The sequence below is a fragment of the Pseudoalteromonas sp. PSi26 genome (assembly GCF_054960575.1).
Window position 1 is genome coordinate 202,204 of record NZ_JBHNYT010000004.1, and the last position, 18,481, is coordinate 220,684.

The window sequence follows — 18,481 nt, forward strand, 5'->3', positions numbered from 1 at the left end:
GAGAGTAATTTCAAATTGCTCTATAAATGTGTATGTAAATATAAATGAACAGCGAGTAAACCTATTTAACGGGGTAACCATGAAACTGGATTTAGACACTTTTTTAGCATATCAACTAATTAATGTAGCAAGTTTGGTAAGTAATGACCTTGCTAAGGTTTACCAGACCAAATTTGATTTAACGATACCTCAATGGCGAATTTTGGCTAATTTAGCGCAATTTGGTCAAAGTAATGCCAAAAATTTATGTACGCAGGCAAATATGGATAAATCGACCGTGTCGCGTGCAATAAAAATATTAGTAGAACAAAAGTTGCTAATAACTCAAATTAATTCAGAGGATAAGCGCGCAGCCATACTTTCATTGAGTGAAGCTGGAAAGGAGTTGTATAAAAAAATAGTACCCGAGGCGTTAAAGTGGGAAAAAGAACTATTGGCTTCGTTAAACACACATGAACAAGATTTATTAATAAGCTTACTTAATAAGCTAAAAAATAAATTACAGGCATAAAAAAGCCCATCAAATGATGGGCTTTTATAATTTTGACTAATCTAACAAATTAGATTAGAAGGTGTAACGCACACCTACACGCATTTCCCATAATGACGCACCAGTTTGCACTGAAGTATTTGCGTTATTACCGTTAAAGCCTGAGTAAACGTAACGACCTTGGTCATCAATAGATGTTGAGATCATGCTTGCGCCTACGAAAGGACCTTTCTTAAGTACGCCCCAGTCATCATTTAGCATGTTTGTAAGGTTGTCGATTACGAAGAATGCTTCACCTTTATGGCCTTCCATAAAGCCTGGTAGTTCTTGTGTAATCTTAAAGTTAAACTTAACAAACCAGTCAGCATTTTGTTGGTTACGGCCTGCAATTTCACCGCGTTTAAGTCCTTCAGAAGCAATGAAGTCATTGAATTCATTGATTTCATCAGCCGACATGTTGTAAACAACGTTAGGATCGTTTTCAAGTGGAACGTACAGTAACTGACGGTTGCCATTCCAGTTGTTATCGCCCCAAACGTTACGGTCACTTCCGTCAAACGTAAAGCTATAAGGTAGGCCTTTGTATGCTTCACCATAAAGGTTAAAGCGTGTTTCAAAGCCGTCTACAAATTCGTGTTTGTAACCAAGCGTCATAGTGAAACGGTGCGGAATTTCATAATCTGAAGACGCAACACCTGGGTTACCTGGATTAGTAAGTGCGATGTTACCGTAGTTAGAACCAGCTACAGAGCTAGTCATTGGGTTTACATCGTCTGCATCCGTATACGCATAACCAAAGCTGAAGTTAACGCCATTATCAAACATTTTGCTAACTGCTGCAGAGATAACAGAAGAGTCACCACTATCGCCACTAACATTTGTTAATAAATACTCGTTACCACGACCTTCGATTGACTCGTAAATAGGGCGACCATCAAAAGTAGTTTCACCGCTATCTTGAAGTGCGATATCACGCATTAATGCAGCGTCTTTTTTCTTCGAGTATAAGTAGTCTACAGAAATTACGTATTCGTCTTCAGTTGTGTATGTAGCACCTAGTGAATATTTCCACTCTGAAGGAATTTCAAAATCTGGGTCTACAGCATTAACTGTTGCATCGCCTACACCAATTTCAGTGTTTGCAACAATATCGAACATTTCTTGAGGTACGTCAAAACCAGGAGTACCACCGTTTACGTTAGCTGTATTAAATAAGTCTACACCACGGAACTGCGTACTAATGTTTGTAATACCGTCGTTAGAGTACGAATTAGACAACCATACGTTCGGGTTACCACCAGAGAACAAGCCTAAGCCAGCACGAACTTCAAGCTCATCTGTTGCATACCATTGGAAACCAACACGTGGTTGCAGTAAGTCAATGCCGTCAAATGTAGACTGATTGCTGAAACCATAACGGCTTGTGAAGTTTCGGTTAAAGTTAGGTACGTCATCACTTGTGTACTTGTCGTAACGTAAACCAAACTGAATGGTTGCATCTAAGTCAGTGAATGCATATTCATCTTGAACATAGAATGTATGCTGTGCATATTTAAAGCTTGCAGCAGCATCATTCGGGTTGTTAGTACCAGCAGCATTGTTGTAATAAATACGTGCTGCTTGACCTGCTTCAAAGTCGTCAATTGAGTTAAAGCGCCACTCACCTTCTGTATGCTGTACGAACAAGTTGAAAACAGATAGCTCTTCAAACTCGTAACCAGCAGTAATAGTGTGTTGGTCTAAGTAGTAAGTACCTGCAACTTTGAATGTAGTTGTGTCGTAATCTAGATCGTTTGATTGACGAGAATCATCTGGACCAATGTAAACTGTACCGCCATTATCAGTACGAATTTGCATTTCACCAAAGCTACTTGCAGCGTCTAATGACTGAACCGTTGCATCTAGCTCTGATTTGCCCAAACGAATTTCAGTAGAAAAATCGTCTGACCAATCAGAATATACAGAACCAATAATCGAGGTAAACTCAGCACTTTGATTGTAGAAGTGGTTTGATAAAGAAACGCGGCTAGAACCTGTATCCGACTGAGAAATTGTATTACCGTCGTTGTAGTTATAAATTAAGTTTGCACGGTGATCTTCGTTGATGTTCCAATCTAGTTTTACTAAGATTTTTTCATCTTCAACAGGCATACTAGATGGCATACCGCCAGCATCATAGCCGTAAACTGATTGAGAAATACTTTGAATACGAGATATGTCATCAGCTGTCACACTACCACTGCTTAAGCCGTCGTAGTTAAACTGACGAACACCTTCAAGCTTTTCGTATGAAGTGAACAAAAATAATGTATCTTCAACAAGCGGAAGGCCTACGTTGAAACCGTAACGCTTTTCAGTGTAGTTACCGTTATCAACTTCGTTACCTTCAATTTCATCGCCTTTCATAGAATCATTTGTGTAATCGAAGAAAACACCACCATGAACGTCGTTACCACCCGATTTTGTTACGGCGTTGATGTTACACGATGTAAAGCCACCGTATTGAACGTCAAAAGGGGCTAGCTCAGCTGAAACTTGTTCAATAGAGTCGAAAGAGAAAGGGGCACGGATAGTTGGGTAACCGTTTGAGCTTAAACCGAAGTTATCGTTCATGCGAACGCCGTCAAGCGTTAAGCTGTTGTAACGTGGGTTACCACCACCACAGTTGATTGAGCCACGGCTATCATCGATTGTGATACGTGGGTCAATACGAATAATATCTTTTAAATCACGGTTAATAGCTGGTTGGTTTTCAAGATCGGTTAGCGTAAAAGTAGACGCAGGACCTGTACCACCAGACATAGCACTGATAGGAGCACCTGTAACTACAATTTGCTCAATGTTAGAGATATTCTCTAAAGAAGCATTTACAGGGTAATCGTTACCAATGTTAAGAATAATATTATTGAACTCTTGGTCTGCATAAGTGTCAGAATCTACAACTACTTTATATGGACCACCAACACGCAGGCCTTTAGCTGTGAAATAACCAGCGTCATTAGTTTCAGTAGTTTTAACTGAGCCTGAAGGAACGTGTAAAATTGTAATTTTAGTGCCAGCAGCAGGGTTGCCGTTAGGACCAGTGATTTGACCTTTAATTGCAGATGTTGTTTCATTTGCAATTGCAGCGCCACTAACACCAACACATGCTGCAATAGCAAGTGATAGAGCCGTTTTGCGTATTTGAGTTTTCATTTAATTTTCCCGTGTAGTTAATAATTAAATTTTTATATTTTTATTTTTTGGTTTTCAAAAAATAAACTAAATGCAGGTTTATATTTTAAAAACCATCGCTATTGTACCCCAATTGTTTGTTACAAATAAAATACAACTGCAATGTTTTTTTAATAAATAGTACAAATTTTGACTATTTTTTACCTTTTTTTGAGTAATCACTCTATTAGCGAGCTCATACTACCGATGTTTTATGACAAACTTGTGAAATGTAAAACAAGCCTTTACAAAAAATCCCCGTGTGTAGGTTTTATGTGTCACAAATTACATAGATACTTTTTTTAACGCTGTTTCCAGCTCTTTAGCTGAAGGGTCAAACAGTGCGTTTAACAAGCCAGCCAATCGAACACCTGCTTGTAGCAGACGTGTTTTTACAATAGGTGTATTTTTGTAGACATAGCTGTAGCCAACTTCTTCACTTGTAGACTTATAAAGTGCATTTGCTAAATTGTGAGACTCTTCAATCCACGTAGTTGGTGTACTTTCTAAATATTCTGCGATTAGTTCGCTGTTGTTGGTGTTTATAAACTGCGCGTATTCAGTAAATGATAAGTTTTCGTTTTCAACTAACTTAGTATCCCACAAGCTGTGTAAGTTTGTATCTTGACCAAAAAACGACACTTTAATACGGTTTCCGCCTCTATCTTCGCTTCTTCCTGCATGGAAGGGTTGATGGCTATCACCGACCAAGTGAACTAAAAAACGTAAACTGAACTGTTTTGAGTCTAAACTACTGTTTTCGTCTTTTAGTGTTTTTATAGAATAGTGGATGCCTTCAAGAATATTGCTAACCGATTCTTTATTATTGGTATGGTCGTGATTGATTGTGAAAGACTTATTAGGCGCGGCATTTATATAGTGCCAACGAGAGGATTGCTTTTGCCAAAACTTGCCTGGATTTGAGCGCATTTCATCAGGCCAAGTTGAAACTTGTGCGAGTGATTCTCCCGCTAAAAATGGTTGAATAGCTGATTTTGTGGTGTCTGTTATATGAGATTCAGCAATTTTACCGACAACACGGTGACCGTTTTGGCCCCAAGCAAGTGAATCGCTACTTGTAAAAATGGCACCAATTAAAAGCGCTGACGTTATCGAATATTTTACATTGCTACGCATTAAAGATCCCTTAATGATTTTGGAGTGGTGTTGCTGCGTTGTAATAAGGTCAATTGTCTTTACTTTTGTTGAAATTAGGAAGGACTCAATAAAATTCATAATTTCTTATTCATATTTATTATAAATCAGTATCTTAGATTGTATAGGTAAAATTACTTGTTGTAATAAGTAATTAAAATTGTTCAAATGAATAGGTAATGTATTTTAGGATGTCTTTAGCTTGAAAATTAAAAATACGGTATTGCATAAAACTTCAATTGTTACATTTTTGTTTATAGTAATAGTTTTTGCTTGGGTGTGTGGTCAATTAATTGTAAATGACGATGAACTCGTTTTTCCTGTACTTATTGAAACATCAACAATATGTCGTACAACAGCGACCGCAAACGATAATGAGCTTATTGTATTTACACCCTCTAAAAATATTGCAGCACAGCTTTCGCAGAAGTTATGTGATGATAATGTTGTTGCTAAACAGTACGGAGCGGTTGTTGGATATTGGGGATATAAAACATCAGACAGTTTAGAGTTTGTAGGTAAAGGAATTGCAGACCTTATACTCGCAAAAAACAACATTATGGCGGCTTTTAAAGCTGAATCTACCTATGATTATATGCCCGTTGTTGGTTTTTCTGATTACACTGCATTTTTTATATCTTCAAAAGAAAAACCCATCATTTCAAAGTCTTATTTTTTAGACAAAAAAATAGGACTGCTTGATTACCCAACGAGCCGCTCTGGTCATATTCTTCCAAAGCAGGTCTTTAAAGATCTCGATATGAATATTGCAAACTTAAATATTTTGTACGCAAGCTCTCATAATGAACTACGAGAATTATTAGCCAATGGTAAAGTAGATATTATTGCGTCGTTTTGGAAAGAAAGCGATAAAGACCGTTTCTCAAAAAACTATATAACCCCAATTAGCAATAATATAACAGGCACACGTTGGTATTTAAAAATGCAACAAAACAACACTGATTTGTTATGTGCTGTACAAGAACACCTTATGGCTATGTCTAAAGACCAAGAACTCCATTATTATCAAAATGTTTCTCCCTTTTGGCAATGTGAGAATAATACAGCTGTTTTTAAGATAGGTAAAAGTAATGAGTAGGCTTAAATTTTCAGCAGTGTCCTCATGTGTTTTTTTAATGCTTTCTTTAGTGTTTTATATATCTATGATTAATAAAACCGAGCGTATTACCAAGCAGCAAAAGTTCCAAATTGAAAAACAAATTGCACTAGATTTACCATTACTCGATTTACCAAATGAACTGTATAAGCATGCAGGTAATAAAGACGCTTTAGTTGGCTATATTGACTCACTAAATAGTTATCTAAGAATGAGTAACTTGCGTGTCATCGATATCAGTACAGGCGAGATTGCTCACAGCGATTTAAAGCAAAAGCAATTTATTAGTAGCTTAGCGACGAGTGAAGGCCCTGTGACTATTATTTTTAGTGTAGATGAGCATTACTTGACACCTAGTAATAAAATCTTCTTTTTGTTTTTTTTACTTATCAGTCTCTTTGTTGTTGTGTGGTTAAAAGTGGTAGAAAGTAAGAAAAACAATGTAAGCTTAAACAAGAGTATTAACTCCGTTGCATCAATGCCGATGCCTTTAGTGCTTATCATTGACTTACGCAATAAAACACTTTCACATAGTTATGATAAAGAGCACAGCGTTCAATTAGCTAATAAACCATTGTGTTTTTACCTCGCCCTGGTTGAATATTGTTCAACTAATAGTGATGTTATTTTAAATCATAATAAAAATGTACCCGATGAGCTTATTGAACTTGCCAACAAGTATTTTTACCGATTAACAGAGCTCGGGCACACGATAAGGAAGCGGCCGAACTTTAATAATAGCCTTGAGAAAACGTTGAGTGAAATAAGGGCTTCGCTTGACGACGTTTTGAATGAATATCCTGAGGAAAAACAAATTTATTACCCACCTAAAGCGTATGGAGAAGGTTCACGCTCTCGTTTGCACAGTTACGGGCTTATAAATATAGCGAAAGGAAATATTGAAATAATAGGGAAGTAATTATGCTCCCCTATTATTATAGGCGTTTATTTTGGGGCAAACTCAGCCGCTTTTATTGGGCTGTGTTGCGATATAAACGTTTTAAGTGCTTGGGCGTCCGTTTCGTCAGTACTTACAAAGCCTTTTAACGTATTTATAGTAGGATAACCATCCCCACCAGAAGCGTTGTAACTATTTAAACTCATACGGTATGTTTTGTTTTTATCAAACGGTTTACCATTAATAAATACGTTTGTAAGCTTGCCATCTTTGCGTTCAAAAGAAAGCTTGTGATATTGCAAGTAAGCACCAGCGTCAGCAGGGAAGCTTGTTACTGTATTTAAGTAGTCCCATAGTTCAGCACCTTGCCAATCCATATACGTTATACGGTTTTTAAAAGGGTGAACTTTTAATATGTCTTTATAACTTATTTCACCCGCATTGATTGAACTGCGAATACCGCCACCACTTATTAACCCAAAATCTGCACCCACAACGTTCATTTGTGCTTGGATAATAACGCGAGCAAGGTTAGTTTGTTGATAGCGTACTTTGTTTCTATCGCCTTCTAATCTAGCATCTACCGAGCCAATAGTCCCCTCAATTTGTTTAGCACCAATCGTTTGGTACTTAGCTAAAAACGCTTTTAATGACGGGTCTGGCTTAATATATTCGTTCGCAAGTACCTCTTTTAACGTGCCGTCAGTCTGTGTTTTTTCAACATATAAATTAACTGGCATTAATTTATAATCAAGTAGGCTCAATTCACCATTTTCTAATTTGAACTCAGCCTTACCAACGTACTTTCCCCACTCGTGGGCTTGCATTATCCACGTGCCATTTTGCTGATCAGGATTACAAGCTAAGCCAGGTTTAAAACTATCATCGTTTACATTTTCTGATGCCATACACACAGGCTCTTGTGAGTGGCCACCTATGATCATGTCAAGCGTATTAGCAGGCAATGAACGAGCAAGTGTTACATCCCCGGGTGCGTTTATGCCATGTTTAGCATCAATAAAATGGCCCATGTGAGTAACAGCAATAGTAATGTCTGGATTGTATTTTGCTTTTATCTCTTTAGCTAGGTTGGCTGTTACTGAAACGGGGTCTATAAATTCTAAATGACCAATATATTGAGGGTTACCTATTTTGGCTGTGTCGGTTGTCGTTAGGCCAATAACAGCAATTGACAACCCATTTTTTTTAAATATTTTGTAAGGGGTAAAGGCATTTTTACCAGATGATTTTTCAATTATATTTGCTGATAAAAGAGGGAAGTTAGCCCAAGTTTGCTGTTTTTCTAATACACTCAGCGGGTTATCAAATTCATGATTACCTAATGCCATTGCATCGTATCCAAGTAAAGACATCCCTTTAAAGTCAGGTTCTGCATACTGCAGATCTGACTCCGGTATGCCTGTATTTATGTCGCCACCTGATAGCAGTAAAACTGCATGACCTTTTATTTTCGCTTCACTACGTAATTGATCCAGTAATGTTTTGCGAGCAGCCATACCGTATTCGCCTTTTTCGTTATGCCAAAAGCGACCATGATTATCGTTAGTATGAAGAACGGTTAAGTATTGTGTAGAAGATGTTTTTTCATTAGATGTGGCAGATGTGCATCCCAGTACACTCAAAATGATAGAAATAATAAAAATTATGCGCATAAAATACCTGTGTATTAAGTTATACTTAATGTTGTAGGTGGCTAGTTTAAACTAGTTTGAAATATAAAAAAGGCAGATATTTATATTTTTGGCTAATTACGACTTGTAGCCGCATTTTCCCTGCGTTTGAGTTCTTGGCTAGCGTAATGTGACTTTTCGTGTTTTGTAGCAACCATCCATGTTAAAAAGCTTGCTGGGAGTTTTGTGTATGCTTCACCTTTATGCAGGCCAAAGTCGCAAATTGTGTGTTGTGTGTGTGTCATGTGTGTATCCGTTATATGTGTTATTGAATAATTAACAATGAGCTAAGTTAAACATTTACTCGGTTTACATATTCATAGAAAATATAAATCAATAGTGTGTAATTGAAATGTTACCAGAACGGTCTAATTTGTATCAACTGCCTTAAAGCTATCGATTTTTTGAGTCAGTAACATTAAGCTAAACAAAACTTATTTTAATAAATATAATAATAGGATCTAACATGAAAAAACGTTTACTGGGTTCATTGCTCGCTTTATTAAGCTTTGCTAGCCATGCAACTATAGTCGAGATGCAAACCAGCCAAGGTACAATCCAGATTAATTTATTTGATCAGCAAACACCAAAAACAGTAGAAAACTTTTTAAGCTATGTACAAGACGATTCATACAATGAAACCGTTATTCATCGTTCAATAGACAATTTTGTTATTCAAGGCGGTGGATTTACGTTTTCAGATACATTGGACCCTATAACGACCAAACCTGCAGTTATTAATGAACCTGTATTTTCTAATGTTAAAGGTACCATTGCCATGGCTAAGTTAGGGGGCAACCCTAACAGTGCCACTAGCCAATGGTTTTTTAATATGGCTAATAACAGTGCAGGTAGTGCGGCACTTGATACACAAAATGGTGGTTTTACCGTATTTGGACAAATCACAGCGGAAAGTCAGGAAACGCTTGATAAAATTGCGGCCCTTGTTCATTGCGGTGAAACACCGGTAGTCGATATAACAGCAGAGCAATGTGCCAGCAGTGATGTGTCTATTAGTAGTGCTAATTTAGTAACAATCCAAAGCGTTACAGTATTAGATGACGATCCTAATTCGGCAGCCGGATTGACAGTTGTTGAAAATACGCTGATTGACGCCGATAACTCTGATGGCTCAGGCGGTAGCTCGGGTGGGGCTTTAATATGGCTTCTGGGTGCTTTTTTGTTAGCTGTACCACGCCTTAAAAGAAAGAAGTAATCTCATTAACAGCAATTTAAACTGCGCAGCTATTATATAGCTGCGCCCTATATTAAATAAATAGCCGCCAAATCATAGCAAGCCACATCGCAAATACAGACACGCAGCCAATTAAAAACACGTTAAATCTAGCTCTTACGTTATTTGATCCTAAATGAATAATACTATGTAAAATGCGTGTTGCTACAAATGCGCAGGCCAAAATTGCAACCACTACACTTGCACTGTTTAATTGCAAAGCTAATAAGCAACCTACATAAAATAAAACGGGTATTTCAAATTGGTTGGTAAAGTTTCTATCGGCCACCCTTACATGGTCACCTGCGTTATCTAATCGCATCGTTGCAAAATCTTTTAAATTGAGCTGCTTATTTTTAGCTGCTGCAAAGCGTCTTCTCCCCATAATAATCATTACAGCTAAAGAGAGGGTGACTTGCACAAACATGGCAAGTATTATTATTTTTTCCATTGTAGTTCCTTGTTATTGTTTTAATTAGTAAGTATGCAGACATTTTTCACAATGTGTTACACAAAATAACGCTAATTGCTAGAAACTGATCAGCACAAAGTGTTAGTTTATACTATTAAGCTTGCTTTTGAATTAGCATAACCTATTTTGCATCATGCCTTTAATGGAAATAAAATGAAAAAAATTATTTGTCTAAGTGCCATTGCAATCGCTGTTCTCAGCGGTTGTTCGAATACATCTTCATCGGTAGCAACCTCGCCAAAAGCATCATTATTATCAGACACCTTAGTGGTAAGCCCAAATGATAGTAGAGAATATAAAACACTAAAGCTTGCTAACGAAATTGAAGTTATTTTGGTTTCTGATCCAAGTGCCGAGAAGTCAGCAGCATCGTTAAGTGTTGGTGTGGGTTTACTGCATGACCCTATGTCTCAACAAGGTATGGCGCATTATTTAGAGCATATGCTTTTTTTAGGTACAGAGCGTTACCCTGACACAAAAGGGTATTCAGATTTCATGACCAAAAATGGTGGGGCGCATAACGCCTATACATGGCTTGAAATTACAAACTATATGTTCAAAATAAATAACGATGCCTTTGATGAAGGACTTGATCGTTTTTCTGACTTTTTTAAAGCCCCCAAGTTATATCCAGAATACACAGAAAAAGAAAAAAACGCAGTAAATGCTGAGTGGTCAATGCGACGTGAAATGGACTTTTTTGGCCAATTTAAATTAGCACGTAAGATGATGAGTGAGCATCCAGCTAATCGTTTTTTAATTGGTAACCTAGAAACACTAGGCGATAAAGAAGGTAGTTCGCTTCATCAAGAAACCGTTGATTTTTACAATAAATATTATTCTTCAAATATTATGAAAGTCGCACTTATTTCTAATTTGCCAATTGCAGAGATGGAAGTAAAAGCGCAAAAATACTTCGCTGACATTAAAAATAAAAACATCGAAAAGCCAAGTGTTACTGCTAATTTAGATTTTGATAAAGCGGGCGGTAAACGCGTATTTTACTCGCCTAATGAAGATGTAAAACAGTTAAAGCTTGATTTTACTATTACCAACAACAGTGATGAGTTTGCTGTTAAACCTAACCGTTTTGTTTCATATTTATTAAGCAATGAAATGCCGGGTAGTCCTGCGCAAATACTCAGAGATAAGGGCTGGGTTTCACAGCTATCGGCATCAGCTTCACCAACACAATATGCAAACTATGGTGCGTTGACGGTTGATATAGAGCTTACTGATTCAGGTATGGAAAACCGCGAAGCAATTGTTGCAGTTGTTATGCAATATATTGATTTAATTAAAAAGGAAGGGGTCGATAGTAAGTACTTTAACGAAATACGTACGTCGCTCAATAACCAATTTAAATTTTTAGAAAAGGGCGATGAGTTTAACTATGTAAGTGCTCTTACAGGTAGTATGCAGGTTTACCCACTTAATCATACGATTAACGCACCTTACCACTATGCAAAATTTGATGCTGACGCTGTTAACAATGTGCTAAACCAGCTTAATGCAGATTCGCTGCGTATTTGGTACATTTCACAACAAGAAGAAACAGACTCTCAGTTAAATTTTTACGACGGTAAATATCGTATAAACGATATTAGCGCTGATGAAATAGCAAGCTGGGATAAGCCAAGTGAGTTTAAATTAGCGCTCCCTAGTGTGAACAACTTATTACCTGAAAGTTTTGCAATTAAAACGGCTGAATTTAAAGAGCAAAAACACCCAGAGCTTGTTTACGATAAACAAGGCATAAAAGTATGGCGTCAAGCTAGCCAAAAATTTGCCGAGCAACCTAAAGGGTTAGTTGAGGTATACATAAATACACAACCAGGTCTGAGCGATATCAGTGCTGAAGTACTCTATTCTGTGTGGGCAGATTTATATAACATTCAGCAAAGCCAATTAAGCACTGAAGCTGCTGTAGCCGGTATGGGCGTTAGACTTGCACCAAGTAATGGGCTTGTATTATCACTTAATGGATTCACTGATAAGCAAGATGTATTGCTTAAGCAGGCATTGAGTGGATTAAACGTTGAAGCTTCTGCGCAAGCATTCGAGCAAGCTATTGATCGTTACACTCGTGACTTGTTGAATCAACAAAAGCAATTTCCTTATGCTCAAGCCTTTGGTGCTTACCCTAAGCTAACTCGTACGGGTAGCTTTGATACCGATGAATTAATCAAAACTGCAAAATCATTACGTGTTGCTGACTTAACAAAGTTACAACAAGCTACATTTTCTAATAATGATTTGCGTGTATTTAGCTACGGTAATTATAACCAGCAAGATATAGAATCAATAGCAGGCGAGCTCATAGCTGTTTTACCTAAAAATCATACGGTGAGCGAGTTTGCACGTAGTAAAGCGTGGTTGCCGCAACCGGGTGAAACGTTAGTATTACAAAAGGATATAGGTGTAGCCGATGTTGCCGTGGTTGATATGACCGTTCACCCAATACCGGGTTACAAACAAAAGGCTCAAGCTGCTGTATTACGCGATCACTTTAGAACAATCGCATTTGACAAAATGCGAACAGAAGAACAACTCGCTTATGCAGTAGGTGCTATTGCAAGCTCAATCGAAGATTATTCTGCTGTTGGTTTGTTCATACAAACCCCTGTAAAAGGGCCTAAAGAAGTACAAGCTCGCTTCGACCAGTTCAAAAAAGAGTACGCGGTAGAGCTTGATAACATGACAGAAGACACATTTTTACAGCTTAAAAATGCGACTTTGGTGTCACTTAAAGAGCAACCAAAAAACTTAAATGATGAAATGGGTCCTTTAATTAACGATTGGTACCGAGAAAACTTTAGTTTTGACTCAAAACAAAAGTTAATTAATGAAGTAGAAAAAGTAACGCTTGCAGATATAAAACAGTACTACAAGCAAACTATGCTAAACCCACAAGCAGCGCGTTTAAATGTCCAGCTGCGTGGTACTAAGTTTATTGAAAGTGACTTTGCTGATTTACCTAATCAAACCAAAATCACTACGCTTGATGCTTATTACAATGGCATTAAGTTACAAAAATAAGATTGATAAATAAGTCAAAAAATAAACCCCAATGTACTGATACATTGGGGTTTTTTATTTATTTCAATATCTACAAAGTACTTATCTCATGCTTTAAAACTCATAACAGCCAGCGATGCTGCTATTAATGTGTAAGGTAATTGCATAACTCCAAAGTTCATTAAGTTACAACGAGAACGTAGTGCTGTAAGCATGGTGAAGTCTGAATAAAAAACGCGTTGCTGCAAATGGTGATACAGATAATAACAATGTTTATTAGTGTCTATTATTAAAGTTAGATTTTAACAGGGTAGGCAAGGCGGTTATTAGTGATGATAAAACCGCCGTTGATATATATGGTTATTAAAGCTGTGCTCGCTCTATCGCTTTAGCCACATCTAAGTTTATGTTTAGCCAGGTTTGTTCAAGCGTGGCTACTAAGCCGTCGTAGCCGTCGTCTTTTATGGGTACTAGGCGTGAGAAATTATGCACACTAATCAAGCGGCGGCCGGTTTCTGGGTGAGTATAATATAAGCGCCATAGGCCAGAGATATCAGCATTACCTTGCATATCACCATTAAAGTGATGAATTTCGTACTCAAGCTCATAAAATGTTTGCTGATCAAGCTCGGTTATTACAGGTAGCCCTTTAATAACCATCCAAGTGGGCATATTTTTAAATAAAGTTTGTTGGGCAGTGGCAGTAAGCATAACGTCAGGAGACTCGCCCCATAAATGATAATTTGCAGCATGAATTTGATTATTATCAATTTTCATCGCTATGCCCAAGTTGTTTAATGCGCCTCTTAAAACAACTGTTTGCACTCTCAACTGTGCGTTGGTTTCACTAATATTTCGTGATGATGAATCAATAGGCTGTTCAAATTGATAATACTGAGTCGAATTTTGTATTGCTGAGCTACAGCCCGACAATACTAAAAGCAAACCTGTTATAAGTAATAGCGTTTTCATTATTGCTTCCTTGGTATTGGATCTGCGGGCAGTGATTTGTCAAAAATTAGCATGTTTGGTTGCTCATTTAAGCCGCGTGTCAAAGGTTGTATTTCTTCACTTAAGCGCTTAAATTCACGCAGTGTTTGTTGTAATTGATGATGAAATTCAGACCCAGCCTGATAACTCGCCATTGTTTTATCAAATTGTCGCATGGTCACTTCAAATTGCTCCATGCTTTTGGTCATTTTTGCAAAGTTACGATTTATATCACCGGGTAAGTTTTGAGTATCTTTTTCATTTAATAGTGTGCGCATTTCATTTGCAAGAGATTGGTAGTCGGCAAAGGCAACTTGTATTTGGGCTAAACTTTCTTCAACTTTTAAATTATTAACCTTGTTTAATACATCAGAAACCTGGTCGGCAAGTACGGTAATTCCGCTCGATATACTAGGAAAAACGGTATACTGGCCCAGTTTTTCAAACTCCGCTTCTGGGGCATCGGGGTACATATCAAAATCAACATAAACTGCACCAGTTAAAAGATTTCCGGGCTTTAAAGAGGCGCGCATGCCAATTTCTATCCAGCCTTTTAAGCTTTCTTTCCAAAAGTCTTTAGCTGTTGCGCTGTGGTGATAAATACGCCCGTACTCTATTTTTATAAGAACAGGTACTGACGTGTTTGCACTTTTAAAGTGAGCAGGTTTGCCATTAACAATTATGTTTGCAGGCGCTTCAACTACTGTACCAATGCGAATACCACGATATTCAACAGGGGCACCGGGTCTGAGGCCTCTAATTGATTGTTCAAAATCTATTATGTAATAGTCAAAGTCGTAAAAGCGTTCTTCTAGTGCTTCTTTATAGCTTTGGCTAAGTGAGAAATTGTGGCCATCGTTAGCTATTTCCCCCGGTGTTTGGTTATCGGGTAAGCCAACTGAAATTCCGCCTTTTAAAAGCTTACTTAAAGAGCCTGTATTAATATTTATGCCATCAGCAGATAAATCAATTTCTATACCGGCGTTGACCCAAAAAATTGAGTTGTTGGTAATTAAGTTTTGGTAAGGCGCTTTTATAAATATACCGTACTTCATTGCTTGGTTTTCCCAATCAAATGTGGCGGTTTCTATTTGGCCAATTTTATAATTCTTAAAAAATATTCCGGTACTAACATCAAGTACTTCTGCGTTATAACTAAGTAGTTTAAAGCGACCACCTTGCACGTCTTTGCCTATTAATGCAGGTTCTTCTTGCAGGGTGAAATTTTCTTTAAGTGTATTACTTTCGCCCGGTGCAAATTCTAAATATACCCCAGAGAGTAAAGTACTCATTCCACTTATGCCGGTTTCATCTATACGTGGTTTTACCACCCATATTTTTGCGTCGTCGGTAAGTAAGTCTTCATAGCTTTTATCTATTTGAGCCCGTGCAATCACACTGTCTTGGGAGTCGGATAAACGAACGCTGTCTATTTGCCCTATTTTTACACTGCGCACTTTTATTTCTGTTTTACCTGCAATAATGCCCTCGGCTTGCGGCATCTCAATATATATAGTGGGGCCTTTATTTGCTTGATATTGATAAAGCATCCACACGCCGACAAAAAGCGCTATGGCTGGAATAATCCAGATAGCAGAGATTCTTGGTTCATCTGTTACTTGGGCAGTTTCGGTCATGTTTTAGTCTCTGATGATTTATTTTTAGGTGAATCCCATAAAAGGCGTGGATCAAATGAATGAGCAGCCATCATTTGGCATATTACCATAACGGTAAAAAATGCAATGCCTAAGCCTGGTGTAACTGACATTAAATTACCTAGCTGTACTAAAGCCACTAAAATGGCGACAACAAAAACGTCAATCATTGACCATTTACCAATAAACTCAGTGAGTTGGTAAATTCTAGTGTAACTTTTTGTATGCCTGTTTGCGGGTTTTGTTACCATAATACACAAAAAGCTTAATACAAATGCTTTGGCTAAAGGAACAACAACACTCGCAAAAAAAATAATACCCGCAATAGGGTAAGAACCACTTTTCCAGAGTAAAATAACCCCACCAATAAGTGTGGACGGGATTTCATCACCCAAGCTTGTTGTATTCATGATAGGCAATACGTTGGCTGGTATATAGCAAACAATAGATGTGATGAGCCAAGCTGTTGCTTTTTGAACACTATGAGGATTACGTACATGTGTTTTGGTATGGCATCGCTGGCAGAACTTACCTGTACAAAGCTGATGACACACATGACAGGCTTTAATATTTTCATCAATAGCACGTTTAGCGTGCTCGGCACCTTCTAACACTTTTACTGGTTTTATTTGAGCCCATAACCTTGGACGATTTAAGTGTACTAAAGCGGCAATGTATAAAATAACAAAGCCAGCATAAGCCCAAAAACTTGCCCCAAAGCTTATATCAGCCAAAGACATAATTTTAACCATGCTGACTAAAACACCAATTAAAAATATCTCAGACATAATCCATGGCTCAAGTGCCAAAGTAAACTTAAGCAACCTACGCGCAATGCCTTGTGGCAATGTTTTTAAAACACCTAAATGAAGGGGTATTAAAATAATTAATAAACTCATTGGTAAGGCAATAATGCTTAAATCAATAAAAAGGCCTAACAATTCACTATCGTAATTGAATAATATTCGGGCTGCGTCGGGGAGGGTGATAGTTTGGGTTATACCATTACTACTAAAGGATAAAAAAGGATAAAACATACTGCTTAGTAGCATGAGTAGGGCACTAAAACTTAACGCCACTATGCGATTATCGTGATTTACGTTGGCTTCGCATAATTTATGATGACAATGCGGGCATATCGCCATTTGCTTAGCGATAATTCTTGGTATGTCTATGATCAGGTCACAACAGGGGCAAACAGTTTGCAATTTAGTACCAAACAATAATGCATTTATTTGATTTTGCAATATTTGAAGCTGTAATACAACGCGAACTGTTAATTTTGAATACAGGCCAAGCCAGAAAGTATCTGATTGGCCTGCATTTTATATATGGGTTTGTTGACCTTTGAAGGTTAAATTTGCAGGAGTCTCTATTAGTATTAAGTAAGAGACTATTCAGCATGGTTATTCCCCATAAATTGGCGATAACGCAGTATTAATACCAAACAGGCGCTGCCCAAGATGGGCTTCCTAGGGGCTATTTACGCTTTGCTGCCTGCATAGATGTACGCCAGAAGAATAAGACAAGAGCAATTACCGAGCCAACTGGGTTGCAAACCTCGCGCCGCGATTAAATAGCCCCTAGTTTGAACACATTTTAATTCGCAAAGATCAATAGGCCCTAATCAAAAACAGCAACCGTTTGGCGTGTAAGGGCAATAAGCTCACCTGATTGTGACCAAATACACCCATCTTCTAAACCATACCCATCTTTAGAGTGATGCGTGATCGCTTCAAAACCAAGCCACTCGCCAGGCGTTAAATTGGGGGATTGAACAAACTCTAAATACCACGACATACTACTTGCAGGCCCGGGTTGCTTAAACATTTGTAATAACGTGGGCGGCCATGCATCGGTTAATGCAATGATATGCGCCTCTGTAATGGTTTCAGGTGTATGTTTAAGTCGCATCCATCCACCTAAGTGTGATGTGTCTGCCCCTGTAAAAGGCATTGCGCCTTGTTGCGGGCATAAATCCACGTGTTGAAAAAACTCAGGCATTTGGCCTTTTATAAAGGGTAACGTATGGCGCTCGTTAACGGGGCTTAAACCTAACGTCTTTGAAACAGGAACATCAATAGCTGACTCTCTATTTTTAGCAAAACAAGCCTGAACGATGACGGCTACTTGCTCATTTTGAATAGCTTTAGCGAGTACTTGCGTACTGTTTTTACCCTCACGTAATATTTCAACGTAAAGTGAAAAAGGAGTATCGGCCAATAAAGGCCCCACAAAATTGGTACTCAATGAAAGAAGGCGGCGGTCATTACTCACTTGACCTCTAATAGCTTGGTATAACAATGCAGCTGATAAACCACCAAAAGCGGTTCTTCCTTGACACCAATTTTCAGGAAATTGCATGGTAAGCATTGATTGTTCGATTTTATCTGATTGACCTATTTTAGCGGCTTGCTCAAGTAGTTGGTCAAAGTGCATGGGAAATATCCTTTAAAAGTGCAATTTAATAAATTTATAACACAACCCAACTGGTCAGGCCAGTAATTAAAGGCGTGTCAAACGCTCTAAAAATCATCATTCCTTACAG

General features: G+C 37.9%; 14 protein-coding genes. 5 read left to right on the forward strand and 9 right to left on the reverse strand.

Going from position 1 to position 18,481, the window contains the following annotated elements; translation table 11 throughout:
• Positions 1-79: 79 nt before the first annotated feature.
• Entirely contained in the window at positions 80-511 is a 432-nt protein-coding gene (locus ACFI34_RS06225) for a MarR family winged helix-turn-helix transcriptional regulator (RefSeq protein ID WP_257903558.1), read from the forward strand.
• A gap of 54 nt (positions 512-565) precedes the next feature.
• Here the strand turns inward: ACFI34_RS06225 and ACFI34_RS06230 are convergent, their stop codons facing one another.
• Entirely contained in the window at positions 566-3,685 is a 3,120-nt protein-coding gene (locus tag ACFI34_RS06230; RefSeq protein ID WP_462672822.1) for a TonB-dependent receptor, read from the reverse strand.
• Positions 3,686-3,988: 303 nt separating this feature from the next.
• Entirely contained in the window at positions 3,989-4,840 is an 852-nt protein-coding gene (locus ACFI34_RS06235) for a S1/P1 nuclease (protein ID WP_462672823.1), read from the reverse strand.
• A 220-nt stretch (positions 4,841-5,060) separates the two neighbouring features.
• On the opposite strand from ACFI34_RS06235, the gene ACFI34_RS06240 reads away from it, so the two are divergent.
• Both ACFI34_RS06240 and ACFI34_RS06245 read left to right on the forward strand, forming a co-directional pair.
• Positions 5,061-5,957: a hypothetical protein gene (locus ACFI34_RS06240; protein WP_462672824.1), complete on the forward strand. Its 897-nt coding sequence runs from the start codon at positions 5,061-5,063 to the stop codon at positions 5,955-5,957.
• Positions 5,950-6,894 (forward strand): hypothetical protein, encoded by a 945-nt coding sequence (locus ACFI34_RS06245; RefSeq protein WP_462672825.1) that lies wholly within the window; start codon positions 5,950-5,952, stop codon positions 6,892-6,894. The genes ACFI34_RS06240 and ACFI34_RS06245 overlap by 8 nt, the downstream gene beginning before the upstream one ends.
• A gap of 26 nt (positions 6,895-6,920) precedes the next feature.
• Here ACFI34_RS06245 and ushA read toward each other — a convergent pair whose 3' ends face one another.
• A complete protein-coding gene (ushA, locus tag ACFI34_RS06250) occupies positions 6,921-8,546 on the reverse strand; it encodes a bifunctional UDP-sugar hydrolase/5'-nucleotidase UshA (RefSeq protein WP_462672826.1) in 1,626 nt (541 codons plus the stop codon).
• A gap of 92 nt (positions 8,547-8,638) precedes the next feature.
• Positions 8,639-8,809 (reverse strand): hypothetical protein, encoded by a 171-nt coding sequence (locus tag ACFI34_RS06255; protein WP_462672827.1) that lies wholly within the window; start codon positions 8,807-8,809, stop codon positions 8,639-8,641.
• A 221-nt stretch (positions 8,810-9,030) separates the two neighbouring features.
• On the opposite strand from ACFI34_RS06255, the gene ACFI34_RS06260 reads away from it, so the two are divergent.
• Positions 9,031-9,780: a peptidylprolyl isomerase gene (locus ACFI34_RS06260; RefSeq protein ID WP_462672828.1), complete on the forward strand. Its 750-nt coding sequence runs from the start codon at positions 9,031-9,033 to the stop codon at positions 9,778-9,780.
• Positions 9,781-9,832: 52 nt separating this feature from the next.
• On the opposite strand, the gene ACFI34_RS06265 is transcribed toward ACFI34_RS06260, so the two are convergent.
• Positions 9,833-10,249: an MAPEG family protein gene (locus ACFI34_RS06265; RefSeq protein ID WP_462672829.1), complete on the reverse strand. Its 417-nt coding sequence runs from the start codon at positions 10,247-10,249 to the stop codon at positions 9,833-9,835.
• A gap of 174 nt (positions 10,250-10,423) precedes the next feature.
• Between ACFI34_RS06265 and ACFI34_RS06270 the strand changes: the two genes are divergently transcribed.
• Positions 10,424-13,309, forward strand: a complete 2,886-nt coding sequence (locus ACFI34_RS06270; protein ID WP_462672830.1) for an insulinase family protein — start codon at positions 10,424-10,426, stop codon at positions 13,307-13,309.
• 342 nt (positions 13,310-13,651) lie between these two features.
• Here the strand turns inward: ACFI34_RS06270 and ACFI34_RS06275 are convergent, their stop codons facing one another.
• From ACFI34_RS06275 to ACFI34_RS06290, 4 genes are all read right to left on the reverse strand, one after another.
• On the reverse strand, positions 13,652-14,260 hold the full coding sequence (locus tag ACFI34_RS06275) for a PqiC family protein (protein ID WP_462672831.1): 609 nt from the start codon (positions 14,258-14,260) through the stop codon (positions 13,652-13,654).
• Positions 14,260-15,915, reverse strand: coding sequence for an intermembrane transport protein PqiB (gene pqiB / locus ACFI34_RS06280; protein ID WP_006791693.1), 1,656 nt, complete (start codon positions 15,913-15,915; stop codon positions 14,260-14,262). The genes ACFI34_RS06275 and pqiB overlap by 1 nt, the downstream gene beginning before the upstream one ends.
• Positions 15,912-17,078 carry a PqiA/YebS family transporter subunit gene (locus ACFI34_RS06285; RefSeq protein WP_462672876.1) on the reverse strand — a complete coding sequence of 389 codons (1,167 nt, stop codon included), beginning with the start codon at positions 17,076-17,078 and terminating at the stop codon, positions 15,912-15,914. Before ACFI34_RS06285 ends, pqiB begins: the two co-directional genes overlap by 4 nt.
• A gap of 478 nt (positions 17,079-17,556) precedes the next feature.
• Positions 17,557-18,372, reverse strand: coding sequence for a thioesterase family protein (locus ACFI34_RS06290; protein WP_462672832.1), 816 nt, complete (start codon positions 18,370-18,372; stop codon positions 17,557-17,559).
• Positions 18,373-18,481: the final 109 nt, after the last annotated feature.